19 protein-coding genes are annotated in these 22,445 nt (G+C 71.6%); 13 read left to right on the forward strand and 6 right to left on the reverse strand.

Translation table 11 applies throughout. The annotated features are described in order from the left end of the window. Positions 1–8 precede the first annotated feature (8 nt). Both MQE23_RS07780 and MQE23_RS07785 read right to left on the reverse strand, forming a co-directional pair. Positions 9–884: an amidohydrolase family protein gene (locus tag MQE23_RS07780; protein WP_020277638.1), complete on the reverse strand. Its 876-nt coding sequence runs from the start codon at positions 882–884 to the stop codon at positions 9–11. Further along, entirely contained in the window at positions 884–1,801 is a 918-nt protein-coding gene (locus MQE23_RS07785) for an SDR family oxidoreductase (RefSeq protein ID WP_020277639.1), read from the reverse strand. The genes MQE23_RS07780 and MQE23_RS07785 overlap by 1 nt, the downstream gene beginning before the upstream one ends. A gap of 185 nt (positions 1,802–1,986) precedes the next feature. Here MQE23_RS07785 and MQE23_RS07790 point away from each other — a divergent pair, with 185 nt between their 5' ends. The 4 genes from MQE23_RS07790 (at position 1,987) to MQE23_RS07805 (ending at position 5,996) form a co-directional block, all read left to right on the forward strand. Continuing rightward, complete coding sequence (locus MQE23_RS07790; RefSeq protein WP_020277640.1) at positions 1,987–2,412, forward strand: MarR family transcriptional regulator; 426 nt, start codon at positions 1,987–1,989, stop codon at positions 2,410–2,412. Between the two features lie 136 nt (positions 2,413–2,548). Continuing rightward, positions 2,549–3,841, forward strand: coding sequence for an MFS transporter (locus MQE23_RS07795; protein WP_020277641.1), 1,293 nt, complete (start codon positions 2,549–2,551; stop codon positions 3,839–3,841). Next, a complete protein-coding gene (locus tag MQE23_RS07800) occupies positions 3,838–5,205 on the forward strand; it encodes a DUF6351 family protein (RefSeq protein ID WP_243378645.1) in 1,368 nt (455 codons plus the stop codon). The genes MQE23_RS07795 and MQE23_RS07800 overlap by 4 nt, the downstream gene beginning before the upstream one ends. Further along, the gene (locus MQE23_RS07805; RefSeq protein ID WP_020277643.1) at positions 5,202–5,996 is read left to right on the forward strand and encodes an IclR family transcriptional regulator; all 795 of its coding nucleotides are present in this window, start codon (positions 5,202–5,204) and stop codon (positions 5,994–5,996) included. The genes MQE23_RS07800 and MQE23_RS07805 overlap by 4 nt, the downstream gene beginning before the upstream one ends. A 57-nt stretch (positions 5,997–6,053) precedes the next feature. Here MQE23_RS07805 and MQE23_RS07810 read toward each other — a convergent pair whose 3' ends face one another. Further along, positions 6,054–6,509: a VOC family protein gene (locus MQE23_RS07810; protein ID WP_243378646.1), complete on the reverse strand. Its 456-nt coding sequence runs from the start codon at positions 6,507–6,509 to the stop codon at positions 6,054–6,056. 198 nt (positions 6,510–6,707) lie between these two features. Here MQE23_RS07810 and MQE23_RS07815 point away from each other — a divergent pair, with 198 nt between their 5' ends. After that, positions 6,708–8,102, forward strand: a complete 1,395-nt coding sequence (locus tag MQE23_RS07815) for a glycoside hydrolase family 16 protein (RefSeq protein WP_243378647.1) — start codon at positions 6,708–6,710, stop codon at positions 8,100–8,102. A gap of 64 nt (positions 8,103–8,166) precedes the next feature. Here the strand turns inward: MQE23_RS07815 and MQE23_RS07820 are convergent, their stop codons facing one another. After that, positions 8,167–9,054 (reverse strand): AraC family transcriptional regulator, encoded by an 888-nt coding sequence (locus MQE23_RS07820; protein ID WP_037674437.1) that lies wholly within the window; start codon positions 9,052–9,054, stop codon positions 8,167–8,169. 175 nt (positions 9,055–9,229) lie between these two features. On the opposite strand from MQE23_RS07820, the gene tkt reads away from it, so the two are divergent. Genes tkt through MQE23_RS07860 form a run of 8 tightly spaced genes read left to right on the forward strand, consistent with a single transcriptional unit; the run spans position 9,230 to position 19,726 of the window. Continuing rightward, positions 9,230–11,305 carry a transketolase gene (gene tkt / locus MQE23_RS07825; protein WP_243378648.1) on the forward strand — a complete coding sequence of 692 codons (2,076 nt, stop codon included), beginning with the start codon at positions 9,230–9,232 and terminating at the stop codon, positions 11,303–11,305. Between the two features lie 19 nt (positions 11,306–11,324). Continuing rightward, complete coding sequence (gene tal, locus MQE23_RS07830) at positions 11,325–12,470, forward strand: transaldolase (protein ID WP_243378649.1); 1,146 nt, start codon at positions 11,325–11,327, stop codon at positions 12,468–12,470. Further along, positions 12,467–14,134 (forward strand): glucose-6-phosphate dehydrogenase, encoded by a 1,668-nt coding sequence (zwf, locus tag MQE23_RS07835; RefSeq protein WP_020277649.1) that lies wholly within the window; start codon positions 12,467–12,469, stop codon positions 14,132–14,134. The genes tal and zwf overlap by 4 nt, the downstream gene beginning before the upstream one ends. Then, a complete protein-coding gene (gene opcA, locus MQE23_RS07840; protein ID WP_243378650.1) occupies positions 14,131–15,066 on the forward strand; it encodes a glucose-6-phosphate dehydrogenase assembly protein OpcA in 936 nt (311 codons plus the stop codon). Before zwf ends, opcA begins: the two co-directional genes overlap by 4 nt. Further along, positions 15,059–16,723, forward strand: coding sequence for a glucose-6-phosphate isomerase (pgi, locus tag MQE23_RS07845; RefSeq protein ID WP_020277651.1), 1,665 nt, complete (start codon positions 15,059–15,061; stop codon positions 16,721–16,723). Before opcA ends, pgi begins: the two co-directional genes overlap by 8 nt. Position 16,724: 1 nt before the next feature. Further along, positions 16,725–17,609 carry a phosphogluconate dehydrogenase (NAD(+)-dependent, decarboxylating) gene (gnd, locus tag MQE23_RS07850; RefSeq protein ID WP_243378651.1) on the forward strand — a complete coding sequence of 295 codons (885 nt, stop codon included), beginning with the start codon at positions 16,725–16,727 and terminating at the stop codon, positions 17,607–17,609. Between the two features lie 3 nt (positions 17,610–17,612). After that, positions 17,613–18,200 (forward strand): histidine phosphatase family protein, encoded by a 588-nt coding sequence (locus tag MQE23_RS07855; protein WP_020277653.1) that lies wholly within the window; start codon positions 17,613–17,615, stop codon positions 18,198–18,200. Positions 18,201–18,259: 59 nt separating this feature from the next. Next, complete coding sequence (locus MQE23_RS07860) at positions 18,260–19,726, forward strand: membrane-associated oxidoreductase (protein ID WP_243378652.1); 1,467 nt, start codon at positions 18,260–18,262, stop codon at positions 19,724–19,726. On the opposite strand, the gene MQE23_RS07865 is transcribed toward MQE23_RS07860, so the two are convergent. Both MQE23_RS07865 and MQE23_RS07870 read right to left on the reverse strand, forming a co-directional pair. Beyond that, a complete protein-coding gene (locus tag MQE23_RS07865) occupies positions 19,713–21,509 on the reverse strand; it encodes a sugar phosphate isomerase/epimerase and 4-hydroxyphenylpyruvate domain-containing protein (RefSeq protein ID WP_243378653.1) in 1,797 nt (598 codons plus the stop codon). The two genes, MQE23_RS07860 and MQE23_RS07865, sit on opposite strands and share 14 nt — an antisense overlap. A gap of 14 nt (positions 21,510–21,523) precedes the next feature. Then, positions 21,524–22,399: a shikimate dehydrogenase gene (locus tag MQE23_RS07870; RefSeq protein ID WP_020277656.1), complete on the reverse strand. Its 876-nt coding sequence runs from the start codon at positions 22,397–22,399 to the stop codon at positions 21,524–21,526. Between the last annotated feature and the right edge of the window lie 46 nt (positions 22,400–22,445).

A 22,445-nucleotide genomic window follows, 5' to 3' on the forward strand; every position in this document is an offset into this window, starting at 1 on the left:
CACGCCCCTTACGGTTTCGTCAGCCCGAGCAGACGGGCGGCGTTCTCCTTGAGGATCTTCGGCCGGACCTCTTCCTTGATCGTCAGCTTGTCGAAGTCGGCGAGCCAGCGGTCGGGGGTGAGGACGGGGAAGTCGGAGCCGAAGAGCACCTTGTCCTTCAGCAGCGTGTTCGCGTACTGCACGAGCTGCGGCGGGAAGTACTTCGGCGACCAGCCGGACAGGTCGATGTGCACGCCCGGCTTGTGCGTGGCGACGGCCAGGGCCTCGTCCTGCCAGGGGAACGACGGGTGCGCCAGGATGATCTTCAGGTGCGGGAAGTCGGCGGCGACGTCGTCGACGTGCAGCGGGTTGGAGTACTTGAGCCGGATGCCGCCCCCGCCGGGCACGCCGGCGCCGATGCCGGTCTGGCCGGTGTGGAACAGGGCGATGGTGCCGGTCTCCTCGATCACCTCGTAGAGGTCGTAGGCCACCGAGCGGTCGTTGGGGAAGAAGCCCTGGATGCTGGGGTGGAACTTGAAGCCCTTCACCCCGTACTCCTCGACCAGGCGGCGGGCCTGCTTCACCCCCGCCTTCCCGCGGAAGGGGTCGATGGAGGCGAAGGGGATGAGGACGTCGGCGTTGGCGGCGGCGGCCTCGGCGACCTCCTCGTTCGGGACGGGCGCCGTGCCGGTGGCTGACTCGGCGTCGACCGTGAAGATCACGGCGGCCATCCTCCGCTCGCGGTAGTACGCGGCGGTCTCCTCCAGGGTCGGCTTCCGCTTGCCCTCGACCTTGAAGTAGGCCGAGGAGGCGTCGTGCAGGTCGTCGTCCAGGGAGGAGTGGCCCTTGGAGGACACCTCGGCGTGGGTGTGGACGTCGATCGCGACGAGGTCGTTCAGGTCCATCACGCCTCCGGGAACTTCGGTGCCGGGATGCCGACCGACTGCAGTTCGGCACCGACCGAGGTGGGCCAGGCGTCCGCGAGGGTGCCGGGGGTCCAGCCGCCGTCGGCGTAGGCCGCCCTGATCTCCTGCGGATGCGACCAGAGTGCCACCTTGTCGCCGCCGATGCCGATGGCCTGCCCGGTGATGCCGCGCGCGGCCTCGGAGGCCAGGAACGGGACCAGGGCGGCGCAGTCCTCGGGGGTGCCGAAGCCCTCGCCCTTGCGCAGGAAGTCCGGCAGCGGCTCGCCGTTCCTCATGGCCTCGATGTACGGGGCGAAGGCCGGGATCGTCTCGGTCATCGCGGTCGCGGCGACCGGCACGATCGCGTTGACGGTGATGTTCGCGCGGCCCAGCTCCATGGACCAGGTGCGGGCCATGGCCGCGATGCCGGCCTTGGCGGCGGCGTAGTTCGTCTGGCCGAAGTTGCCGCGCTGGCCGGCCGGGGAGCCGACCAGGATCAGCGAGCCGCCCTCGCCCTGCTCGCGCATCCGGACGGCGGCGGCGCGGGCGCAGGTGAAGGTGCCCTTGAGATGGGTGGTGATCACCGCGTCGAAGTCGTCGTCGGTCATCTTCCACAGCACCTTGTCGCGGAGGATGCCCGCGTTGGTGACGAGGACGTCCAACCGGCCGAACTCCTCGACCGCGCGGTTCACCAGCCGCTCGGCGGCCTCGGAGGTGCCGACCGGGACCACCTCCGCCACTGCCTTGCCGCCCGCCTCGGTGATGGACTTCACGGCCGCCTCGGCCACGGCCTCGTCGACGTCGTTGACGACGACGGATGCGCCGTGGGCGGCCAGGGCGTGCGCGTAGGCGAGGCCGAGGCCCCGGCCGCTGCCGGTGACGACGGCGACCTTGCCGGAGAGATCGATGCTGGGCACGGGTGGGTCCCTTCACACGGGTTCGACTTCGAGATCGAAGCTAAGAGCAATAATTGTTGACGTCAATAGTTGTTGGCGACCCAAAGGTGCGAGATGCTGGGATCCCAGGAAGCGCCGAGCACAGGGAGCCCGTCATCACACGCCAGAACGTCACCCCGAAGCCCATCGACGCGCACGAGCCGTGGATGCGCGGGCTGCACGCCGACACGGGCTACCTGCTGTACCGCCTGGGCCTGCGCTCGGGACAGCTCTTCAACTCCTGCCTCCAGGAGTCGGGCCTGCGCCTGCGCCACTACGCGGTACTGCGCTTCCTCGCCACCTCCGAGGGCGCCCTCCAGCGCGAGCTGAGCACCCGGCTCGGCTACGACCCGAGCGCGATCGTCGGCCTGGTCGACGACCTGGAGAAGCAGGGCTTCGCCGAGCGCCGCCCCTCCCCCGACGACCGCCGCAGCCGGATCGTCGCGCTGACCGAGAAGGGCCGCGCGTTCCTGCGCGACACCGACGAGGCCGGCCAGCGGGTGACGAACGAGCTTTTGGGCCCGCTGGACCCGGCCGAGCGGGACGCGCTGCACGGGCTGCTGCTGCGGATCGCCGAGGACGGACTGAACTGATGTTGTGCAAATGATTGACGGCTGCACGATGGATGCATAACTTCATCGGCCAACCGAGACCCGTCCCCAGGGAGCTCCCGTGCAGCCATCCCCTTCTGCCGCTCAACCTGCCCCCGATTCGCGGCAGTTGCGCCGCGTGGCCGTCTCCGGCCTGCTCGGAACGGCCGTCGAGTTCTACGACTTCCTCGTCTACGGCACGGTCGCCGCGCTCGTCTTCGGCGAGCTGTTCTTCCCCCGGGCCGACCCGGCGGTCGGCACCATCGCGGCGTTCGGCACCTTCGCCGCCGGCTATCTCGCCCGCCCGCTCGGCGGCATCGTCTTCGGCCACTTCGGCGACCGGATCGGCCGCAAGTCGATGATGCTGCTGACCATGGTCCTGATGGGCTCGGGCAGCTTCCTCATCGGCCTGCTGCCGACGTACGACGCGATCGGCGTCTGGGCCCCCATCCTGCTGGTCGCCCTGCGCGTGGTGCAGGGCATCGCGATCGGCGGCGAGTGGGGCGGCGCGATGCTCATGGTCGTCGAGCACGCCGAGCACGCGCAGGGTTCCCGGCGCGGTCTGTGGTCCAGCTTCACCCAGCTCGGCGCCCCGCTCGGTTCCGTGCTGTCGGCCGGTGTGGTCACCATCGTCGCCGGGCTGCCCGACGACGAGTTCCGCTCCTGGGGCTGGCGGGTGCCGTTCCTGCTGAGCATCGTGCTGCTGGCCGTCGGGCTGTTCGTGCGCCTCAAGGTCGCCGAGAGCCCGCTGTTCGCCCAGGTCAAGCGGCAACCGGTGGACAAGCCGCCGATCGTGGAGGTGCTGCGCCGTCCGAAGCCCGTACTGCTGGCCGCGTGCGTCGGCATCGGCGCGTTCACCGCCCAGTCGCTGCTGACGAGCTTCATGATCTCCTACGCCGTCGACGAGGGGTACACCCGCCCGCAGGTACTGACCGCGGTGACCGTCGCCTCCTGCGTGGCCCTCGTCGTCCTGCCCGCCGCGTCCGCGCTGTCGGACCGGGTCGGCCGCCGGCCCGTCGTGCTCGCCGGAGCGGTCGCCTCGGCCGCGCTCGCCTTCCCCGTGCTGGCGCTGGTCGACTCCGGCTCGCCCGGACTGCTGATCCTCGCCCTCGCCCTCGGTCACGGTGTCGCCCAGTCCACGATGTACGGGCCGCTCGGCGCCCTGCTCACCGAGATGTTCGGCACCCGCGTCCGCTACACCGGTGCCTCCCTCGGCTACCAGGCGGCCACCCTGATCGGCGCCGGGTTCTCCCCGCTCATCGCCGGCAGCCTCCTCGCCTCGTACGGGGGCGGAAGCACGCCCGTCTCGCTGCTGCTGTGCGCGGGCGCGGCGATCACCGCCGTCACCGTGTGGCGCCTGCGCGAGACGCACACCGACGCCCTCGACTCCCCCGCGCCCACCGCCCCCACCCTGGAAGGGACCCCGCGTTGAGGATCCGCCTCGCTTTACTGACCGCCTGCCTGTCCCTCGCGACCGCGCTGCCGGCGCAGGCCGCCGCCACGGACAGCCACCTGGAGGGCCGGCTCCCCTCCGGTGCCGCGTACGTGATGGACGTCCCCGCGTCCTGGAACGGCACGGTGCTGCTGTACAGCCACGGCTACTCCCCGGCCGGAGCCCCCAACCCGGCCCAGAACACTCCGGGTGCGGCCGCCCGGGACAAGCTGCTGGCCGAGGGCTACGCCCTGATCGGCTCCTCGTACGCGACGAACGGCTGGGCCGTCACCGAGGCGGTGCCGGACCAGCTCGCCACGCTGGATCTGTTCACCGAGAAGTTCGGGGCGGCCCGGCGGACGCTCGCCTGGGGCACCTCGTACGGCGGGTTCGTCACGACGATGCTCGCCGAGCGGCACGCCGGCCGGTTCGACGGCTCGCTGTCGATGTGCGGGCTGGTGCAGGGCGGCGTCGCCAACTGGAACAGCACCCTGGACCCGGTGTTCGCGCTGCGCACGCTCCTCGCACCGGACTCCGGGATCCGGCTCACGGGCTTCGCCGGCCAGCCGGAGGCGGTCGCCGCCGGGAAGGCGCTCACCTCGAAGGTCGACGCCGCCCAGCAGACCCCCGAGGGCCGGGCCCGGATCGCCCTCGCCGCCGCCCTGCACAACATCCCCGGCTACAACGACGCCTCGCAGACCGAGCCGGGGCCCACGGACTGGGAAACCCAGCAGGCCAACCAGTACACCGCCGTCCGGGGCCTGCTCCAGATGCCCGCGTTCAGCTGGCGGCAGGAGGCCGAGAGCCGGGCGGGCGGCAACCCGTCGTGGAACGCCGGTGTCGACTACACCGCCATGCTCACCCGGTCCCCGCTGTACAAAGAGGTGAAGGAGCTCTACAAGGAGGCAGGACTGTCCTTGCGTACCGACCTCTCGGCCCTGGGCCGGGCACCCCGGATCTCCGCCGATCAGCCGGCCGTACGGTGGATGCGGAACACCAGTGTGCTCTCCGGCCGACTGGCCGACCCGCAGCTGAACATCCACACGACCGGTGACGCGCTGATACCGGTGCAGTCGGAGAGCGCCTACCGGCGGGCGGCCGGCGCGGCCGGCTCCGGACCGCTGTTCCGTCAGGCCTACGTCGACGCCCCCGGCCACTGCACGTTCACCCCCGGCGAGACCCTGGCCGCCCTGCACGCCCTGGAACACCGCCTGGACACGGGCCGCTGGGACACCTCGCCCGCCGCCCTCAACTCCCGCGCCACAGCGGCGGATCCGACGGCGGATCCCCGCTACGTCCCGTACCGCCCGGCCGCCTACCCCCGCCCCTACGACCTCGCCCACCCGGGAGACACCCGGCCATGACCGCACTGCCCCGAGTCCTCGGCTCCGCTCACGCGGGCGGCGCCGCCCCGACCGCGACCGACCGGCTGCTGTCCGTCCTCGCGGCCTTCGACCACGAGCACCCGGCCCTGTGCCTGACGGACATCAGCCGACGGGCCGGACTGAGCCTGACCACCGCGCACCGGCTGGTGGGCGCGCTCACCGAGTGGGGAGCCCTGGAACGGGACGAGTCCGGCGTCTACCACGTCGGGCTCCGGCTCTGGGAGATCGCCGCACTGGCGCCGCGCGGCCTCGCCCTGCGGCAGATCGCGCTGCCGTACCTGGAGGACCTGTACGAGGCGACGCACGAGAACGTGCAGCTGGCGGTGCGGGACGGCACGGACGTCGTCTACATCGAGTGGCTGTCGGGGCGGTCGGCGGTCGGTGTGCACATCCGCGTCGGCGCGCGCTGGCCGCTGCACGCCACCGGGGTCGGGCTCGCCCTGCTGGCGCACGGGGACCCGGAGTTCCAGGAGGAGTACTGCGCGGGCGCACTCGCGTCCTTCACGCCGTACACGATCACCGACCCCGCACGGCTGCGGCGGGAGCTCGCCGGAGTGCGCCGGACCGGCGTGGCGGTGAGCGACCGCCAGGTCACGGAGGACGCCCTGTCGGTGGCCGCGCCGGTGCGCACGGCGGACGGCTCGGTGGCCGCCGCCGTGTCCGTCGTGGTACCGCACGCCGACGCCCAGGTGCCGGTGCTGGTCCCGGCGGTACGGGTGGCGGCGCGCGGGATCTCCCGGGCCCTGGGGTGGCAGCCGGAGCGGGCCTGAACCGGCGCGTTCAGCAGTTGCCCGGCATCGGCTTTCCGGCGAAGCGGTCGGTGCCGCTCAGGCCACGCAGAATTCATTGCCCTCCGGGTCCCGCAGCACGACGCCGTAGTACTCCATGTCCGGCTCGTCCATGACCCGCAGCACCGTCGCGCCGGCCGCGGTCAGCCGGTCCACCTTCGCCGTGATTCTCCGGGTGCGCTCCGGCAGGGGAACGCCTCTGCCGCCGCCGACCTTCAGGTCGAGATGCACCCGGTTCTTGACGGTCTTGCCCTCCGGCACCCGCTGGAACCAGACGCGGGGCCCCTGCCCGTCCGGGTCGACAATCGACTCGGGGGTCTCTCCCACTCCCTCGGCCAGTTCCTCCGCGGGCACCCCCATGTCCGCCCAGTAGGCCCGCCAGGTGGGGTGCCCGCCCGGGGGCGGTTCGGGCACGTATCCGAGGGCCTCGGTCCAGAAGGTGACGAGCTTCGCCGGGTCGGCGCAGTCGATGGTCAGCTGCAAGGTGACATCCATACCGTGAGCATCGCAGCAAGGTCTGACAACGGCCCCCAACAACCCGGTCGACAGAGCCCGTTCAGGACGTGCACTCATCGGCCGCCCCGCACTTTTCCCGGCTTCACCTCTTGACGACCCGGGTGACGTGGAGCACATTGACGACACTCTGAGAGCGCTCTCAACCTCCCCGCACCCGTACCCGAGAGGCATCCCCACATGCGTGACACCTCCGGCAGACCCCGCACCCGGCGCCCCTTCCGGCGGGCGCTCGTCGCCGTCGTCAGCACACTCGGCCTCGCCGCGGTCGCCGCCACCGCCGCGACTCCCTCCGCCAGCGCCTCCGCGCCGCCGCCCCCGTCGGGCTGGAACCAGGTCTTCCTCGACGACTTCAACGGCCCGGCCGGCAGCGGCGTCAACACGTCCAACTGGCAGTACGCGACCGGCAAGGGCTACCCGGGCGGCCCCGCCAACTGGGGCACCGGCGAGATCGAGACGATGACGAGCAGCACCGACAACGTCTCGCTCGACGGCAACGGCAACCTCCGCATCACCCCCCGGCGGGACGGCGCCGGCAACTGGACCTCCGGCCGCATCGAGACCAACCGCACCGACTTCCAGCCTCCGGCCGGCGGCAAGCTCCGCGTGGAGTCGCGCATCCAGGTGCCGAACGTCACCGGGGCCGCGGCCAAGGGCTACTGGCCCGCGTTCTGGATGCTGGGCGCCCCCTACCGCGGCAACTACTGGAACTGGCCGGCCGTCGGCGAGCTGGACATCATGGAGAACACCCAGGGCCAGAACACGGTGTTCGCGACGATGCACTGCGGCACCTCCCCGGGCGGCCCCTGCAACGAGACCAGCGGCATCGGCAGTTCGACGGCCTGCCAGGGCAGCACCTGCCAGGCCGGCTTCCACACCTACCGGATGGAGTGGGACCGCTCGACGAGCGTCGAGGAGATCCGCTTCTACCTCGACGGCGTCAACTTCCACACGGTGCGCGCCAACCAGGTCGATGCCACGACGTGGCGCAATGCCACGGACCACGGCTTCTTCATCATCCTGAACGTCGCGATGGGCGGCGGCTTCCCGGACGCGTTCGGCGGCGGCCCGGACGCGGGGACGCAGCCCGGCCACCCGATGGTCGTCGACTACGTCCAGGTGCTGTCGTCCGGTGGCGGCACCACGCCTCCCCCGACCGGCAACCGCGACGCCTACTCCGCCATCCAGGCCGAGTCCTACGACGGCCAGTCCGGCGTGACGACCGAGACGACGTCCGACTCCGGCGGCGGCCAGAACGTCGGCTCGCTGGCCAACGGCGACTGGCTGCACTTCAAGGGCGTGAACTTCGGCTCCAGCGCGGCCCGGCAATTCAGCGCCCGGGTCGCGAGCGGTGCGGCGGGCGGCGTCAGCGGACTGGTGGAAGTGCGGCTGGACAGCCGGAGCAACGCGCCCGTCGGGAGTTTCGCCGTGGGCAGCACCGGCGGCTGGCAGTCGTGGCGGACCGTTCCGGCGAACATCAACTCCGTGACGGGCACGCACGATGTGTATCTGACCTTCACCAGCGGACAGCCGGCGGACTTCGTGAACGTCAACTGGTTCACCTTCGGACACTGACGATCCTCGGCAGGGGGCTCCACGCGCGCGTGGGGCCCCCTTTCGCTGCCCGGCCTCCGTAACCTCAGCGCAGTTCCGCCCGGAACGCCGCCGGCGTCTGGTCCGTGTGCTGGTGGAAGAACTTGGAGAAGTTCGCGGCGTCGGGGAAGCCGACCGCCGCGCCGACCCGGCCGATCGGCAGGTCGGTGTGGGCGAGGAGGCGTTTGGCCTCCAGGACCACGCGCTTGTCGATGAAGGCCTTGGGGGTGTCCCCGGTCGCGCCGCGGACCGCGCGGACCAGGGTGCGGCGGGAGTAGCCGAGCGCATCGGCGTAGGCGCTGACGCTGTGGTTGGTGGCGAAGTCCTTCTCCACGGCGTCCCGGAAGAGGGTGAAGGTGGAGTCGGACGTCTGTCGTACCGACTCCGCCGTACTGGCGGCGAGATGGGCGAGCCGCAGCAGGAACGCCGTCAGCGAATGGCGCAGGACGGCGGTGTGCAGGCTCAGCGGCAGCGTGTCCGTGTCCTCGTACTCGCGGCGGAGCTGGCCGAGCGAGTCGCGCAGACCGGCGAGTTGGGCCGCGTCGGGACGCAAGTGCGGCGGCAGGTCGTAGCGGTACAGGCCGGTGGCCTCGACGGTCGCGCGGGGCAGGAAGCCCGGCTGCATGGTCAGCACCGTTCCGCGGTACTCGCTCGTGCGGGAGAAGCGGTGGACCTGCCCCGGGCGGATCCACAGCAGGTCCCCGGCCGTGGCCTCGTACTCGGTGAAGTCGACCATGTGCCGGACCGGGCCCTCGCCGAACAGCAGCACGACGTGGAAGTCGATGCGGTGCACGCGCTCCAGGGGCGCGTCGGCGTGCCAGGTGCGGCCGGTGCCCATCGGGCCGACCTGCATGCCGACGCCGCCGACACTCAGCTCGACCGGGAAGGGGAACGTTCTGATCCCGTCGCCGCCTTGGATGCCTCTGTCTGCCATATCTGCCATATCCGCCATGTCCGCCTCGTGCCGCCCCATTCGCGCGCCGCGCTGCCTTGGGGTGTCCCACTTTCACCACAGGCTGGCACACGGCGACCTTCCGTCGAAAAAGTCAGACTTTTAGTTTTGAAGACGTCAGACCAGCCACTTCGCTCCTATCGAGGACTTCTTGAAGATGAGCACGCAGACAGCGGACAGCTTCGAATGGACCGAACTCGACCGGCGTGCCGTCGACACCGCCCGTCTGCTGGCGGCCGATGCCGTCCAGCGGGTCGGAAACGGCCATCCCGGCACGGCGATGAGCCTGGCGCCGGCCGCCTACACGATCTTTCAGAAGGTGATGCGGCACGATCCGGCCGACCCGGAGTGGACCGGCCGTGACCGATTCGTCCTCTCCCCTGGCCACACGTCGCTGACCCTCTACACGCAGCTGTACCTCGCGGGCTACGAGCTGGAGCTTGACGACCTGAAGGCGTTCCGCACGCACGGCTCGAAGACGCCCGGCCACCCCGAGTACGGACACACCGCGGGCGTGGAGACCACGACCGGCCCGCTCGGCCAGGGCGTCGCGAACGCGGTCGGCATGGCGATGGCCGCCCGTTACGAGCGTGGCCTGTTCGACCCCGACGCCCCCGAGGGCGAGTCTCCCTTCGACCACACCGTCTGGGCCATCGTCTCCGACGGCGACCTCCAGGAGGGCGTCTCCGCCGAGGCCTCCTCGCTGGCCGGCCACCAGAAGCTCGGCAACCTGGTCTTCCTCTACGACGACAACCACATCTCCATCGAGGGCGACACCGCGACCGCGTTCTCCGAGGACGTGCTGAAGCGGTACGAGGCGTACGGCTGGCACGTGCAGCGGATCGAGCCGCACGAGGACGGCGACGTCGACGTGCACGCGCTGTACGCGGCGCTGAAGGAGGCTCAGGCCGAGACCGGGCGCCCCTCCATCATCGCGATGCGCACCATCATCGCCTGGCCGGCGCCGAACGCGCGCAACACCGAGGCCTCCCACGGCTCGGCGCTCGGCGAGGACGAGGTCGCCGCCACCAAGCGCCTCCTCGGCTTCGACCCGGAGAAGACCTTCGAGGTCGCCGACGAGGTGCTGGCGCACACCCGCCGGGCCCTGGACCGGGGCGCCGAGGCGCACGCCGCCTGGGACAAGCGGATCGCCGCCTGGCGCGGTGAGAACCCGGAGCGCGCCGCCACCTTCGACCGGGTCAGCAAGGGTGAGCTGCCCGCCGGCTGGGAGGACGCCCTGCCGGTGTTCGAGCCGGGCAAGGCGGTCGCCACCCGTGCCGCGTCCGGCAAGGTGCTCCAGTCCCTCGGCGCGGTCGTCCCCGAGCTGTGGGGCGGCTCGGCCGACCTGGCCGGCTCGAACAACACCACCATCGACAAGACGTCGTCCTTCCTGCCGGAGGGCAACCCGCTGCCGGAGGCCGACCCGTACGGCCGGACGATCCACTTCGGCATCCGCGAGTTCTCCATGGCCGCGGAGATGAACGGCATCGCGCTGCACGGCAACACGCGCGTCTACGGCGGCACCTTCCTGGTGTTCTCCGACTACATGCGCAACGCCGTCCGGATGTCGGCCCTGATGCAGCTGCCGGTGACGTACGTGTGGACGCACGACTCCGTCGGCCTGGGCGAGGACGGCCCGACCCACCAGCCCGTCGAGCACCTGGCGTCGCTGCGGGCCATCCCGGGCCTGAACGTCGTACGCCCGGCCGACGCCAACGAGACCGCGCTCGCCTGGGCCGAGATCCTCCGGCGGCACACCACCGACCCGGCCCCGCACGGTCTCGCGCTCACCCGCCAGGGCGTGCCCACGTACGAGCCGAACCCGGACGCGGCACGCGGCGGTTACGTGCGGGCCGAGGCGGAGGGCGGCGAGCCGCAGGTGATCCTGATCGCCACCGGTTCCGAGGTGCACCTCGCCGTCGAGGCCCGTGAGCGGCTCGAGGCGGCGGGTGTGCCCACCCGGGTGGTGTCGATGCCGTCCGTGGAGTGGTTCGAGGAGCAGCCCCGCGCGTACCGGGACAGCGTCCTGCCGCCGTCCGTGAAGGCCCGGGTCGCGGTCGAGGCCGGTATCGGCCTGACCTGGCACCGGTTCACGGGGGACGCGGGACGCATCGTCTCCCTGGAGCACTTCGGCGCCTCCGCAGACGCCAGGACCCTGTTCGCCGAGTACGGCTTCACCCCCGAGAACGTCGTCGCCGCAGCCCGGGAATCCCTGGCCGCTGTGCGCGGTTGATCCGACCGCCCGAAAGAAGATGATCACTGTGACCGAAGCGACCGCGAGCGCGGGAGCACTCAAGCGCCTGTCCGACGAGGGCGTGTCGATCTGGCTGGACGACCTGTCCCGCCGGCGGATCGAGTCCGGCAGCCTGGCCGGGCTCGTGGCGACGGGGAACGTCGTCGGCGTCACCACCAACCCGTCCATCTTCCAGGCCGCCATCGGCTCCGGCGAGGGCTACGAGGAGCAGCTCGCCGACCTGGCGGTGCGGGGCGTCACCGTCGACGAAGCCGTCCGGATGATGACGACGGCCGACGTCCGGGCCGCCGCCGACGTCCTGCAGCCGGTGTACGACGCCACCGGCGGGCGGGACGGCCGGGTGTCCATCGAGGTCGACCCGCGGCTGGCCCACGACACGGCGGCGACCGTCGCCGAGGCCCGGCAGCTGGCCTGGCTGGTGGACCGCCCCAACGTGATGATCAAGATCCCCGCGACGAAGGCCGGCCTGCCGGCGATCACCGAGGTGATCGGCGCGGGCATCAGCGTGAACGTGACGCTGATCTTCTCACTGGAGCGCTACCGCGAGGTGATGGACGCCTACCTCGCCGGCCTGGAGCAGGCACAGGCGGCCGGTCTCGACCTGGCGGCCATCCACTCGGTCGCGTCCTTCTTCGTCTCCCGCGTCGACTCCGAGATCGACAAGCGGCTGACGCTGCTGGGCACGGACGAGGCCCTCGCCCTGAAGGGCAGGGCGGCCCTGGCCAACGCCCGGCTCGCCTACGAGGCCTACGAACAGGTGTTCGCCGGGCCGCGCTGGCAGGCCCTGGGCGGCGCCCGTGCGAACCGGCAGCGCCCCCTTTGGGCCTCCACCGGTGTGAAGGACCCCGCTTACAAGGACACCCTGTACGTGGACGAACTGGTCGCCCCCGGCACGGTCAACACCATGCCGGAGGCCACGCTGAACGCCGTCGCCGACCACGGTGACGTCCAGGGCGACACCGTCACCGGCGGTTACGCCCAGGCGCGTGCCGACCTGGCGGCCGTCGAGCGGCTCGGCATTTCCTACGACGAGGTGGTGCGGCAACTGGAGGACGAAGGCGTCGCCAAGTTCGAGGTGGCCTGGCAGGACCTGCTGGACGCGGTCACCAAGTCCTTGAACAGCAAGGGAGTTGACGCGGAATGACCGAGGGCATCCCCCAGACGGCCGAGCAGGAGACCATCGGAACCAAGGAGGACAAGGAGGCCCGGGCGGCGCAGGAGGCCGCCGGGGTCGAGCAGACCGGGGTGAGCGGCCGGGCCGCACCGCGCCCGCAGTACGCCGGCACCGACTTCGACAATCCCCTGCGCGACCCGCGCGACCGCCGTCTGCCCAGGATCGCGGGCCCGTCCGGGCTCGTCATCTTCGGGGTGACCGGCGACCTGTCCCGCAAGAAGCTGATGCCGGCCGTGTACGACCTGGCCAACCGCGGCCTGCTGCCGCCGGGCTTCTCGCTGGTGGGTTTCGCCCGCCGGGACTGGGAGGACCAGGACTTCGCGCAGGTGGTGCACGACGCGGTCCGTGAGCACGCGCGAACCCCCTTCCGCGAGGAGGTCTGGCAGCAGCTCGCCGAGGGCATGCGGTTCATCCCGGGTGACTTCGACGACGACACGGCGTTCAAGCAGCTGCGCTCCGCCGTCGAGGAGCTGGACGCCTCCCGGGGCACCAGCGGCAACTACGCCTTCTACCTCTCGGTGCCGCCGAAGTTCTTCCCGAAGGTCGTCCAGCAGCTGAAGAAGCACAAGCTGGCCGACGCCCAGGAGGGTTCCTGGCGCCGCGCGGTCATCGAAAAGCCGTTCGGGCACGACCTCGACAGCGCCTGTGAGCTGAACGCGATCGTGCACGACGTGTTCGACCCGGAGCAGGTCTTCCGTATCGACCACTACCTGGGCAAGGAGACCGTCCAGAACATCCTGGCGCTGCGCTTCGCCAACCAGATGTTCGAACCGATCTGGAACCGGTCGTACGTCGACCATGTGCAGATCACCATGGCCGAGGACATCGGCATCGGCGGTCGCGCGGGGTACTACGACGGCATCGGCGCCGCCCGTGACGTCATCCAGAACCACCTCCTGCAGCTGATGGCGCTCACCGCGATGGAGGAGCCCGCCGCCTTCGACGCGGCGTCGCTGCTCACCGAGAAGCTGAAGGTGCTGCGGGCCGTGCGGCTGCCGGAGGACCTGGGCCGGCACACCGTGCGCGGGCAGTACGCGGCGGCCTGGCAGGGCGGCACCAAGGTCCGCGGCTATCTGGAGGAGGAGGGCATCGACCAGGCCTCCTCGACCGACACCTACGCCGCGATCAAGCTCCAGGTGGACAACCGCCGCTGGGCGGGCGTGCCCTTCTACCTGCGCACCGGCAAGCGGCTGGGCCGCCGGGTGACGGAGATCGCGGTGGTGTTCCAGCGGGCCCCGCACTCCCCCTTCGACTCCACGGCGACCGAGGAACTGGGGCAGAACGCGATCGTCATCCGCGTCCAGCCGGACGAGGGCATGACGGTGCGGTTCGGCTCCAAGGTGCCGGGTACGTCGATGGAGATCCGCGACGTGACGATGGACTTCGCCTACGGCGAGTCGTTCACCGAATCGAGCCCCGAGGCGTACGAACGGCTGATCCTGGACGTCCTCCTGGGCGACGCCAACCTGTTCCCCCGTCACCAGGAAGTGGAAGAGTCCTGGAAGATCCTCGACCCGATCGAGCAGTACTGGGCCACGCACGGCCGGCCCGCGCAGTACGTCTCGGGCAGTTGGGGACCCGCGGAAGCCGACGAGATGCTCGCACGAGACGGACGGAGCTGGCGCAGGCCATGAAGATCGACCTGACCGACACCACGGCAAGCAAGATCAACAAGGCGCTGGTGCAGGGCCGCCGCGCCATCGGCACCCCGGCCGTGGGCATGGTCCTGACGATGGTGATCGTCACGGACGAGGAGAACGCCTACGACGCGATCAAGGCAGCCGAGGAGGCCTCGCACGAGCACCCCTCGCGCACCCTGGTCGTCATCAAGCGGCACGCCCGCACCCCGCGCGACCGCACCCAGTCCCGGCTGGACGCCGAGGTCCGGGTCGGCGCCGACGCGGGCACCGGCGAGACCGTGGTGCTGCGGACCTACGGCGAGGTGTCCGAGCACGCCGACTCGGTGGTGCTGCCGCTGCTGCTGCCGGACGCGCCGGTGGTGGTGTGGTGGCCGATGGAGGCGCCGGAGGTGCCCTCGAAGGACCCGCTCGGGGCGCTGGCCCAGCGGCGCATCACCGACCTGTACGCGGTGGAGAACCCGCTGGAGATGCTGGAGACCCGGGTCCGCTCCTACGCGCCCGGTGACACGGACCTCGCCTGGACCCGGCTGACGCCCTGGCGTTCGATGCTGGCGGCGGCGCTGGACCAGGCCCGGGCGAAGGTGATCTCGGCGGCCGTGGAGGCCGAGGCCGAGAACCCGGCCGCCGAGCTGCTGGCCCGCTGGCTGGAGGCCCGGCTGCACGTCCGGGTCGACCGGGTGGTCACCGCCGGGCCGGTCGTGACGGCGGTCCGCCTGGGCACGGAGAGCGGTGAGATCGTCATCGACCGCCCCGAGGGACCGCTGGCCACACTGACCCTGCCGGGCCAGCCCTCCCGCACCCTCGCGCTGAAGGTCCGTGCCACCTCCGAACTCATCGCCGAGGAGCTGCGGCGCCTCGACGCGGACGAGATGTACGCCATCGCCCTGAACGGCGAGGCAACCGAGGAGACCCCTGCTCATGTCTGACTCCCCCTCCGGCTCCCCCAGGCTCACGCGGCGGCCCGAGTGGACCGCCCTGGAGGACCACCGCAAGGACGCCCTGCCGCAGCCGGACCTGCGTGAGCTGTTCACGGCGGACCCGGGGCGCGCCGAGCGCTACGTCGTGCACGTGGGCGACCTGCGCATCGACTACTCCAAGCACCTGATCACCGACGAGACGCTGGCCCTGCTCCAGGAGCTGGCCACCGCCACCGACGTGTTCGGGCTGCGGGACGCCATGTTCCGCGGCGAGAAGATCAACGTCACCGAGAACCGGGCCGTGCTGCACACCGCGCTGCGCGCCCCGCGGGACGCGGTGATCGAGGTCGACGGCGAGAACGTCGTCCCCGGTGTGCACGCCGTGCTCGACAAGATGGCCGCCTTCGCGGACCGGGTGCGCTCGGGCGAGTGGACCGGCCACACCGGCAGGCGGATCCGCAACGTCGTCAACATCGGCATCGGCGGCTCCGACCTCGGCCCGGCGATGGCCTACGAGGCGCTGCGGCCGTTCACCGCCCGGGAACTGACATTCCGCTTCGTGTCGAACGTGGACGGCGCCGACCTCCACGAGGCCACCCGCGACCTGGACCCGGCGGAGACGCTGTTCATCGTCGCGTCCAAGACCTTCACCACGATCGAGACCATCACGAACGCGACCTCGGCGCGCTCCTGGCTGCTGGACGGCCTCGGGGGCGACGAGAAGGCGGTCGCCAAGCACTTCGTGGCGCTGTCCACGAACGCCGGGAAGGTCGCCGACTTCGGCATCGACGTCGACAACATGTTCGAGTTCTGGGACTGGGTCGGCGGCCGCTACTCGTACGACTCCGCGATCGGCCTGTCCCTGATGATCGCGATCGGCCCGGACCGCTTCCGGGAGATGCTCGACGGCTTCCGCATCGTCGACGAGCACTTCCGCAACGCCCCCGCCGAGGCCAACGCCCCGCTCCTCATGGGCCTGCTCGGCATCTGGTACGGCAACTTCCACGACGCCCAGTCGCACGCCGTCCTGCCCTACAGCCACTACCTGTCCAAGTTCACCGCCTACCTCCAGCAGCTCGACATGGAGTCCAACGGCAAGTCGGTGGACCGCGACGGGCGTCCGGTGGAGTGGCAGACGGGGCCGGTGGTGTGGGGCACGCCCGGCACCAACGGGCAGCACGCCTACTACCAGTTGATCCACCAGGGCACCAAGCTCATCCCCGCCGACCTGATCGGCTTCGCGCGGCCGGTCGCCGAGCTGGGCGACGAACTGAAGGCGCAGCACGACCTGCTGATGGCCAACCTGTTCGCCCAGGGGCAGGCGCTCGCCTTCGGCAAGACCGCCGAGGAGGTGCGGGCCGAGGGCGTGCCCGAGGAGCAGGTGCCGCACCGCACGTTCCGGGGCAACCACCCCACCACGACGATCCTGGCCACCGAACTCACCCCGTCGGTCCTCGGCCAGCTGGTCGCCCTCTACGAGCACAAGGTGTTCGTGCAGGGCGCGGTCTGGAACATCGACTCCTTCGACCAGTGGGGCGTCGAGCTCGGCAAGGTCCTCGCCAAGCGCGTCGAGCCCGCCCTGACCGAGGGCGCCGACGTCCCCGGTCTCGATCCGTCCACGGCCGCGCTGGTGGCCGCCTACCGCAATCTTCGGGAAGTGAACTGACATGCAGATCGGTCTTGTGGGCCTCGGCAAGATGGGCGGCAACATGCGCGAGCGCCTGCGCAACGCCGGCCACACCGTCATCGGCTACGACACCAACCCGGACAAGTCCGACGTCGCCAGCCTGGCCGACCTCGTCAACCAGCTGGAGGCGCCGCGCACGGTCTGGGTCATGGTCCCGGCCGGCGACCCCACCCAGCACGTCATCGACCGTCTGGCGGACCTCCTCAAGCCGTACGACACGGTGGTCGACGGCGGCAACTCCCGCTGGACGGACGACGAGAAGCACGCCGAGGAGCTGAGCAAGCGCGGCATCGGCTTCGTCGACGCGGGCGTCTCGGGCGGTGTGTGGGGCCTGAAGAACGGCTACGCCCTGATGGTCGGCGGCGAGAAGGAGTACGTCGACCGGCTCCGGCCGATCTTCGAGGCGCTCAAGCCGGAGGGCCCGTACGGCTTCGTCCACGCGGGCAGCGTGGGTGCCGGGCACTTCGCGAAGATGGTCCACAACGGCATCGAGTACGCGATGATGCAGGCCTACGCCGAGGGCTGGGAGCTGCTGGAGGCCGTGGACTCCGTGGACAACGTCCGCGAGGTGTTCCGCTCCTGGCAGGACGGCACCGTCATCCGCTCCTGGCTGCTGGACCTCGCGGTCAACGCGCTCGACGAGGACGAGCACCTGGAGAACCTGCGGGGCTATGCCCAGGACTCCGGCGAGGGACGCTGGACCGTGGAGGCCGCGATCGACAACTCCGTGCCGCTGCCCGCGATCACCGCCTCCCTGTTCTCCCGGTTCGCCTCCCGGCAGGACGACTCGCCGCAGATGAAGATGATCGCGGCGCTGCGCAACCAGTTCGGCGGCCACGCCGTCGAGTCCGCGAAGAAGGCGTAGGACGTGGGCGATCTGCTGCTGGTCCGCCACGGCGAGACCGAGTGGAGCCGGAGCGGACAGCACACCAGCTTCACCGACCTGCCCCTCACCCCGAACGGCGAGGGGCAGGCCAAGTCGCTGGCTCCGCTGCTGGCGGGCCGCTCCTTCGCACTGGTCCTCACCAGCCCGCTCGGCCGCGCGGTGCGCACCGCCGAACTCGCGGGCCTGACGGGAACCGTGCGGGACGCGGACCTGCACGAGTGGTACTACGGCGCCTACGAGGGCGTCACCACCGAGGAGATACACCGCACCCGTCCCGACTGGGACCTGTGGACCGACGGGGGCCCGCCCGGACCCGACGGCGAGCCGGGCGAGTCCCCCGAGGAGGTCGGCGAGCGCGCCGACCGGGTGCTGTCCCGGGTGGCCGACGCGCTGCCCGAGGGCGATGTGCTGCTGGTGGCGCACGGCCACTTCCTCCGCGTCCTGACGGCCCGCCGGCTGGGCCTGCCGCCGTCACAGGGGCGGCTGTTCCGGCTGGAGACGGGCACGGTCAGCCGGCTCTCGACCGAGCACGGGCGTCCCGTGATCGCGGAGTGGAACACCAGGGCGTAACAGACCCCGGCCGGAGGTGAGTTGACAGCCTCCGGCCGGGCGCGTCAGAGTCCCCGCTGATGGAGATCGAGGACATGACACCCGCCGAGGAGCGGGTGTGGCGCGCGTTTCCGCGTGGGGACGACGTGGACTTCCGGGGGCCGGCGGACGAGGACCCGGCGCGGGGCGCCGACTGGGGACCCGAACGGACCGTACGGGCAGCCGTGCTGCGGGCCCTGCTGCTGAGCGCCCCGCAGGAGGACGGGGAGACGGCCGCCCTCCGGCTGGCGGGCGCGCGGATCACGGGCGCGCTGGACCTCAAGTACGCAGAGGTCGACCACGCCGTGCGCCTCAGCGGCTGCTCCTTCGAGGACGTCCCCGTCCTGTACGGGGCGCGGCTGCGGCAGCTGAACCTGCGCGACTCCGTCCTGCCCGGGCTGGACGCAGCCACCCTCCGCGTGGACGGCGTGCTGCGCATGTCGGACTGCCTGTTCGAGGGGCCCGTCCGGCTCGGCGGGGCGCAGATCTCCGGCGCGCTGTTCATGGACAGGGCCGGGATCGACGAACGGCCCACCGATCAGCCCGCGCTCCAGCTCAACCACGTGACCATCGGCGACGGCCTGTCGGCGCAGGGACTGCGCACCCGCGGCGAGCTGCGCCTGACAGGTGCCTCGGTCGCCGGGACGATCGACCTCAACGGGGCGCGGCTGGAGGCCGGTACCGGTGAGGCCGCCCTCGACGCGGAGACGCTCACGGTGGAGGGCGACGTGCTGCTGCGCGACGTCGACGTCCTCGGCTGGATCGGCCTGCGCGGCGCCCGGATCGCGGGCCGCCTCGACCTCTCCCACGCGCGGCTGGCGAACCCCGGTGACACGGCACTGCGCGCCAGCAGCTGCACCGTCGGGGAACTCTGGCTGCGCAGGAGCCCTCCCATGACGGGCGCCCTCAACCTGCGCCGCGCCCAGCTGGACGTCCTGTTCCTCGAACCGGACGTGGTCCCCGAGGAGGTCCTGCTCAACAGCCTCGTCTACACCTCCCTCACCCCGCACGAACCCGCCGAGCGGCGCCTGGCGATGCTGGAGCGGGACCGCGAGGGCTATGTCCCGCACGCCTACGAGCAGTTGACCGCTGCCTACCGCCGGATCGGCGACGACGACGCGGCCCGCGTCGTCCAGCTCGCCAAGCAGCGCCGCCGTCGCGGCACCCTGCCGTGGTACGGCCGGTTGTGGGGCCACGTCCAGGACGCGGCCGTCGGCTACGGCTTCCGGCCCCTGCGCGCCGCCGGCTGGCTGGTGTCCCTGCTGGTGATCGGCTCTGTGGTCTTCGCGCTGCACCACCCGCAGCCGCTGAAGGCCGACGAGGCCCCGCAGTTCAACCCGGTCTTCTACACGCTCGACCTGCTGCTGCCGGTGATCTCCTTCGGGCAGGAGGGCGCGTTCGGCCCCACCGACGGGTACCAGTGGCTCTCCTACACGCTGGTGCTCACGGGCTGGATCCTGGCCACGACGGTCGTCACCGGCATCACCCGCTCGGTCAGCCGCCAGTGAGCGCCCGTGCCGTGTGCTGTGCTGCCAGCCGGACCGGGGCGTTCGGGGCGCCGTAGCCCCGGTAGCCGGCGTCGCGCTGGACCAGTTCGAAGAAGACGCGGCCGACGGTGCGGGTGTAGCAGTGGCGGAAGACGCCGTGGGCGTCGCGGTCGTAGAGGATGCCGAGGTCGCGGTAGGTCTCCAGCTCGCCGTCGGCGAACTCGAAGCGGGCGGCGAGATCGTCGTAGTAGTTCGCCGGGACGGGCAGCAGACCGCCGTCGGCCTCCCGGAAGCGGCGGGCCGAGGCGACCACGTCGTCGGTGGCCAGGGCGATGTGCTGGGCGTGGACGGTGTCGTCCGTGGGCGCGGCGCCGACGGTGAGGGCGATCCGGACGCTGCCGTCGGCGTTGGTCACGGCACGGCTGCGCAGCAGACCGTAGGGGTCGGCGACGTCCACGCTCTCCTGGGCGTGCAGGCCGAGCACGCCCCGGTGGAAGAGGGCCGCCTCGTCGAAGTGGTGCCAGGGCTGGACAAGGGCGAGATGGTCGATGCGTCGGACGGTCGCGGGGACGGCTGCCGGGCCGGTGTCCTCGAAGTCGGCCCGCCAGTCGGGCAGGCCCGGACGGCCGGTGGCGCAGAAGAAGAGCTCCGTGCCGTCGGGGGCGGCGACCGCGTCGAGCGGGGCGTCCCCGGGTGCCCGGCGCCGCGGCAGGACGGGCGCCAGCAGCGCCTCCGCACGCCGGGCCGCCGCGGCCGGATCCGGTGACTCCAGCCCGATCGCAGCGAGCTGGGTGCCGTCCCGGCGAACCATCGGCCCCGTGTTGACGAGGATCCGGGCGTCCCCCTGCTCCCACAGGGCGACGGGCTTGCCGCGATGGCGGGCGGTGCGGGTGAAGCCGAGGGCGCCGAGCAGGGCGGTGAGGGGTTCGGCGTCGGGCGTGACCAGCTCGGCGAAGGCGACGCCGGTGGGGACGACGGGCTCGGGCAGGGCGGCCCGGCCCACCGTCTCCTGGAGGACCAGCAGGGAACGCCGGGCGTCGACGGCGGTCGGGCCGGCCTCGGCCTGGCGGAAGACGTCGTTGAAGACCTCCAGGGAGAGCGGGCCGTCGTAGCCGGTGCGCAGCACGTGCCGCAGCAGGCCGGCGACGTCGAAGCCGCCCTGGCCGGGGAAGCAGCGGTAGTGGCGGCTCCACTGGAGGACGTCCATGGCGAGCAGCGGGGCGTCGGCGAGCTGGAGGAAGAAGATCTTCTCACCGGGGATGTCCTCGATGCCCTTGGGGTCCGAGCCGCGCGAGAGGATGTGGAAGCTGTCCAGGCAGGTGCCGAGGGCGGGATGGGCGGCCGACTCCACGATGCGCCAGGCGTGGTCGTACGTGCTGACGTGCCGCCCCCAGGCGAGCGCCTCGTAGGCCACCCGGATGCCGAACTCCTGGGCCATGGCGGCGAGCCGGCTCAGCTGTTCGGCGGCGAGGGCGTCGTCGTCCACCGCCCGCGGGGAGACGCTGGAGCAGACGAGGACGGTGTCGGCGCCGAGCCTGCGCATCAGCTCGAACTTGTGGCGGGCCCGCCGCAGGTTGCGGGCGAACTCGTCCTCGGGGACGGCCTCGATGTCCCGCATCGGCTGGTACAGGTCGATGGAGAGGCCGAGGTCGGCGCAGCGGGCGCGGATCTCCTCGGGGGTGAGGGGGCTGGCCAGCAGGTCGTTCTCGAAGATCTCCACCCCGTCGAAGCCGGCCCGGGCGGCGGCCGTGAGCTTCTCGGTGAGGGATCCGCTGAGGGAGACGGTGGCGATGGACGTACGCACGTCGATACCTCTCTTCAGTTCGATGCCCCTACGGCTCCGGCCAGTTCGGTCAGGTCCGCCAGCATCCGCGCGGCGTCGGGTTCCCGTCCGGTGAACAGGCGGAACGCGTCGGCGGCCTGGAACGCGGCCATGCCGCCGCCGTCGAGGGTGGCGCAGCCCAGCGCGCGGGCGGTGCGCAGCAGTTCGGTCTCCAGCGGGCGGTAGACCACCTCGGCGACCCACAGCCCGGGGTGGAGCAGTTCGGCGGGCAGGGGCAGGCCGGGGTGGGCCGCCATGCCGGTGGGCGTGGCGTGGACGATGCCGTCGGCCTGTGCGAGCAGCCGCGCCTGCCGGTCCGGGGTCGCGGCGCCGGCACGGCCCTGGCCGAAGGCGTGGTTCAGGGCCTCGGCCAGGGCGGCGGCCCGTTCGGGCAGGGCGTCGACGACGGTGACCCGCTCGGCGCCGAGGGTGAGCATGGCGTGCGCGACGGCCGCGCCCGCGCCGCCGGCACCCAGCTGCACGACCCGCTCCAGCGGCGCGTCGGGCAGCCCGCGCGCGAAGGACGCGGCGAAGCCGGTGACGTCGGTGTTGTGGCCGACCGCGCGGCCGGCCTCGAAGACGACGGTGTTGACCGCGCCCAGCGCCTCCGCCTGCGGGGCGAGCGCGTCCAGGTGCTCGATGACGAGCTGCTTGCACGGGTGCGTGATGTTGAGCCCGTCGAACCCGAGGTCGCGGGCGGCTCGCACCAGATCCCCCACCGCCTCGGGCGGCACCCCGAGCGGGTCGATGTCGATCAACCGGTACAGCAGGCGCAGGCCCTGCCGGTCGCCCTCCCGCTCGTGCAGCGCCGGGCTGAGCGACGGGCCGATGCCGGAACCGATCAGTCCGACGAGATACGAGTCCTTGGGCACACGGGCCTCCCGAGCGGTCACTAATGTACGAACTAGTACGTTAGCT

Origin of the sequence: Streptomyces sp. HP-A2021, assembly GCF_022807935.1 — a bacterium.
GTDB classification, from domain to species: Bacteria; Actinomycetota; Actinomycetes; order Streptomycetales; family Streptomycetaceae; genus Streptomyces; species Streptomyces afghaniensis.

Bases quoted from the DNA above. Each gene is read 5' to 3' on its own strand.
- MQE23_RS07780 (WP_020277638.1), bottom strand. From the start codon at position 884: ATGGACCTGAACGACCTCGTCGCGATCGACGTCCACACCCACGCCGAG.
- MQE23_RS07790 (WP_020277640.1), top strand. From the start codon at position 1,987: ATGCGCGGGCTGCACGCCGACACGGGCTACCTGCTGTACCGCCTGGGC.
- MQE23_RS07805 (WP_020277643.1), top strand. From the start codon at position 5,202: ATGACCGCACTGCCCCGAGTCCTCGGCTCCGCTCACGCGGGCGGCGCC.
- MQE23_RS07810 (WP_243378646.1), bottom strand. From the start codon at position 6,509: ATGGATGTCACCTTGCAGCTGACCATCGACTGCGCCGACCCGGCGAAG.
- MQE23_RS07815 (WP_243378647.1), top strand. From the start codon at position 6,708: ATGCGTGACACCTCCGGCAGACCCCGCACCCGGCGCCCCTTCCGGCGG.
- MQE23_RS07820 (WP_037674437.1), bottom strand. From the start codon at position 9,054: ATGGCAGACAGAGGCATCCAAGGCGGCGACGGGATCAGAACGTTCCCC.
- tkt (WP_243378648.1), top strand. From the start codon at position 9,230: ATGAGCACGCAGACAGCGGACAGCTTCGAATGGACCGAACTCGACCGG.
- tal (WP_243378649.1), top strand. From the start codon at position 11,325: ATGATCACTGTGACCGAAGCGACCGCGAGCGCGGGAGCACTCAAGCGC.
- zwf (WP_020277649.1), top strand. From the start codon at position 12,467: ATGACCGAGGGCATCCCCCAGACGGCCGAGCAGGAGACCATCGGAACC.
- opcA (WP_243378650.1), top strand. From the start codon at position 14,131: ATGAAGATCGACCTGACCGACACCACGGCAAGCAAGATCAACAAGGCG.
- pgi (WP_020277651.1), top strand. From the start codon at position 15,059: ATGTCTGACTCCCCCTCCGGCTCCCCCAGGCTCACGCGGCGGCCCGAG.
- gnd (WP_243378651.1), top strand. From the start codon at position 16,725: ATGCAGATCGGTCTTGTGGGCCTCGGCAAGATGGGCGGCAACATGCGC.
- MQE23_RS07860 (WP_243378652.1), top strand. From the start codon at position 18,260: ATGGAGATCGAGGACATGACACCCGCCGAGGAGCGGGTGTGGCGCGCG.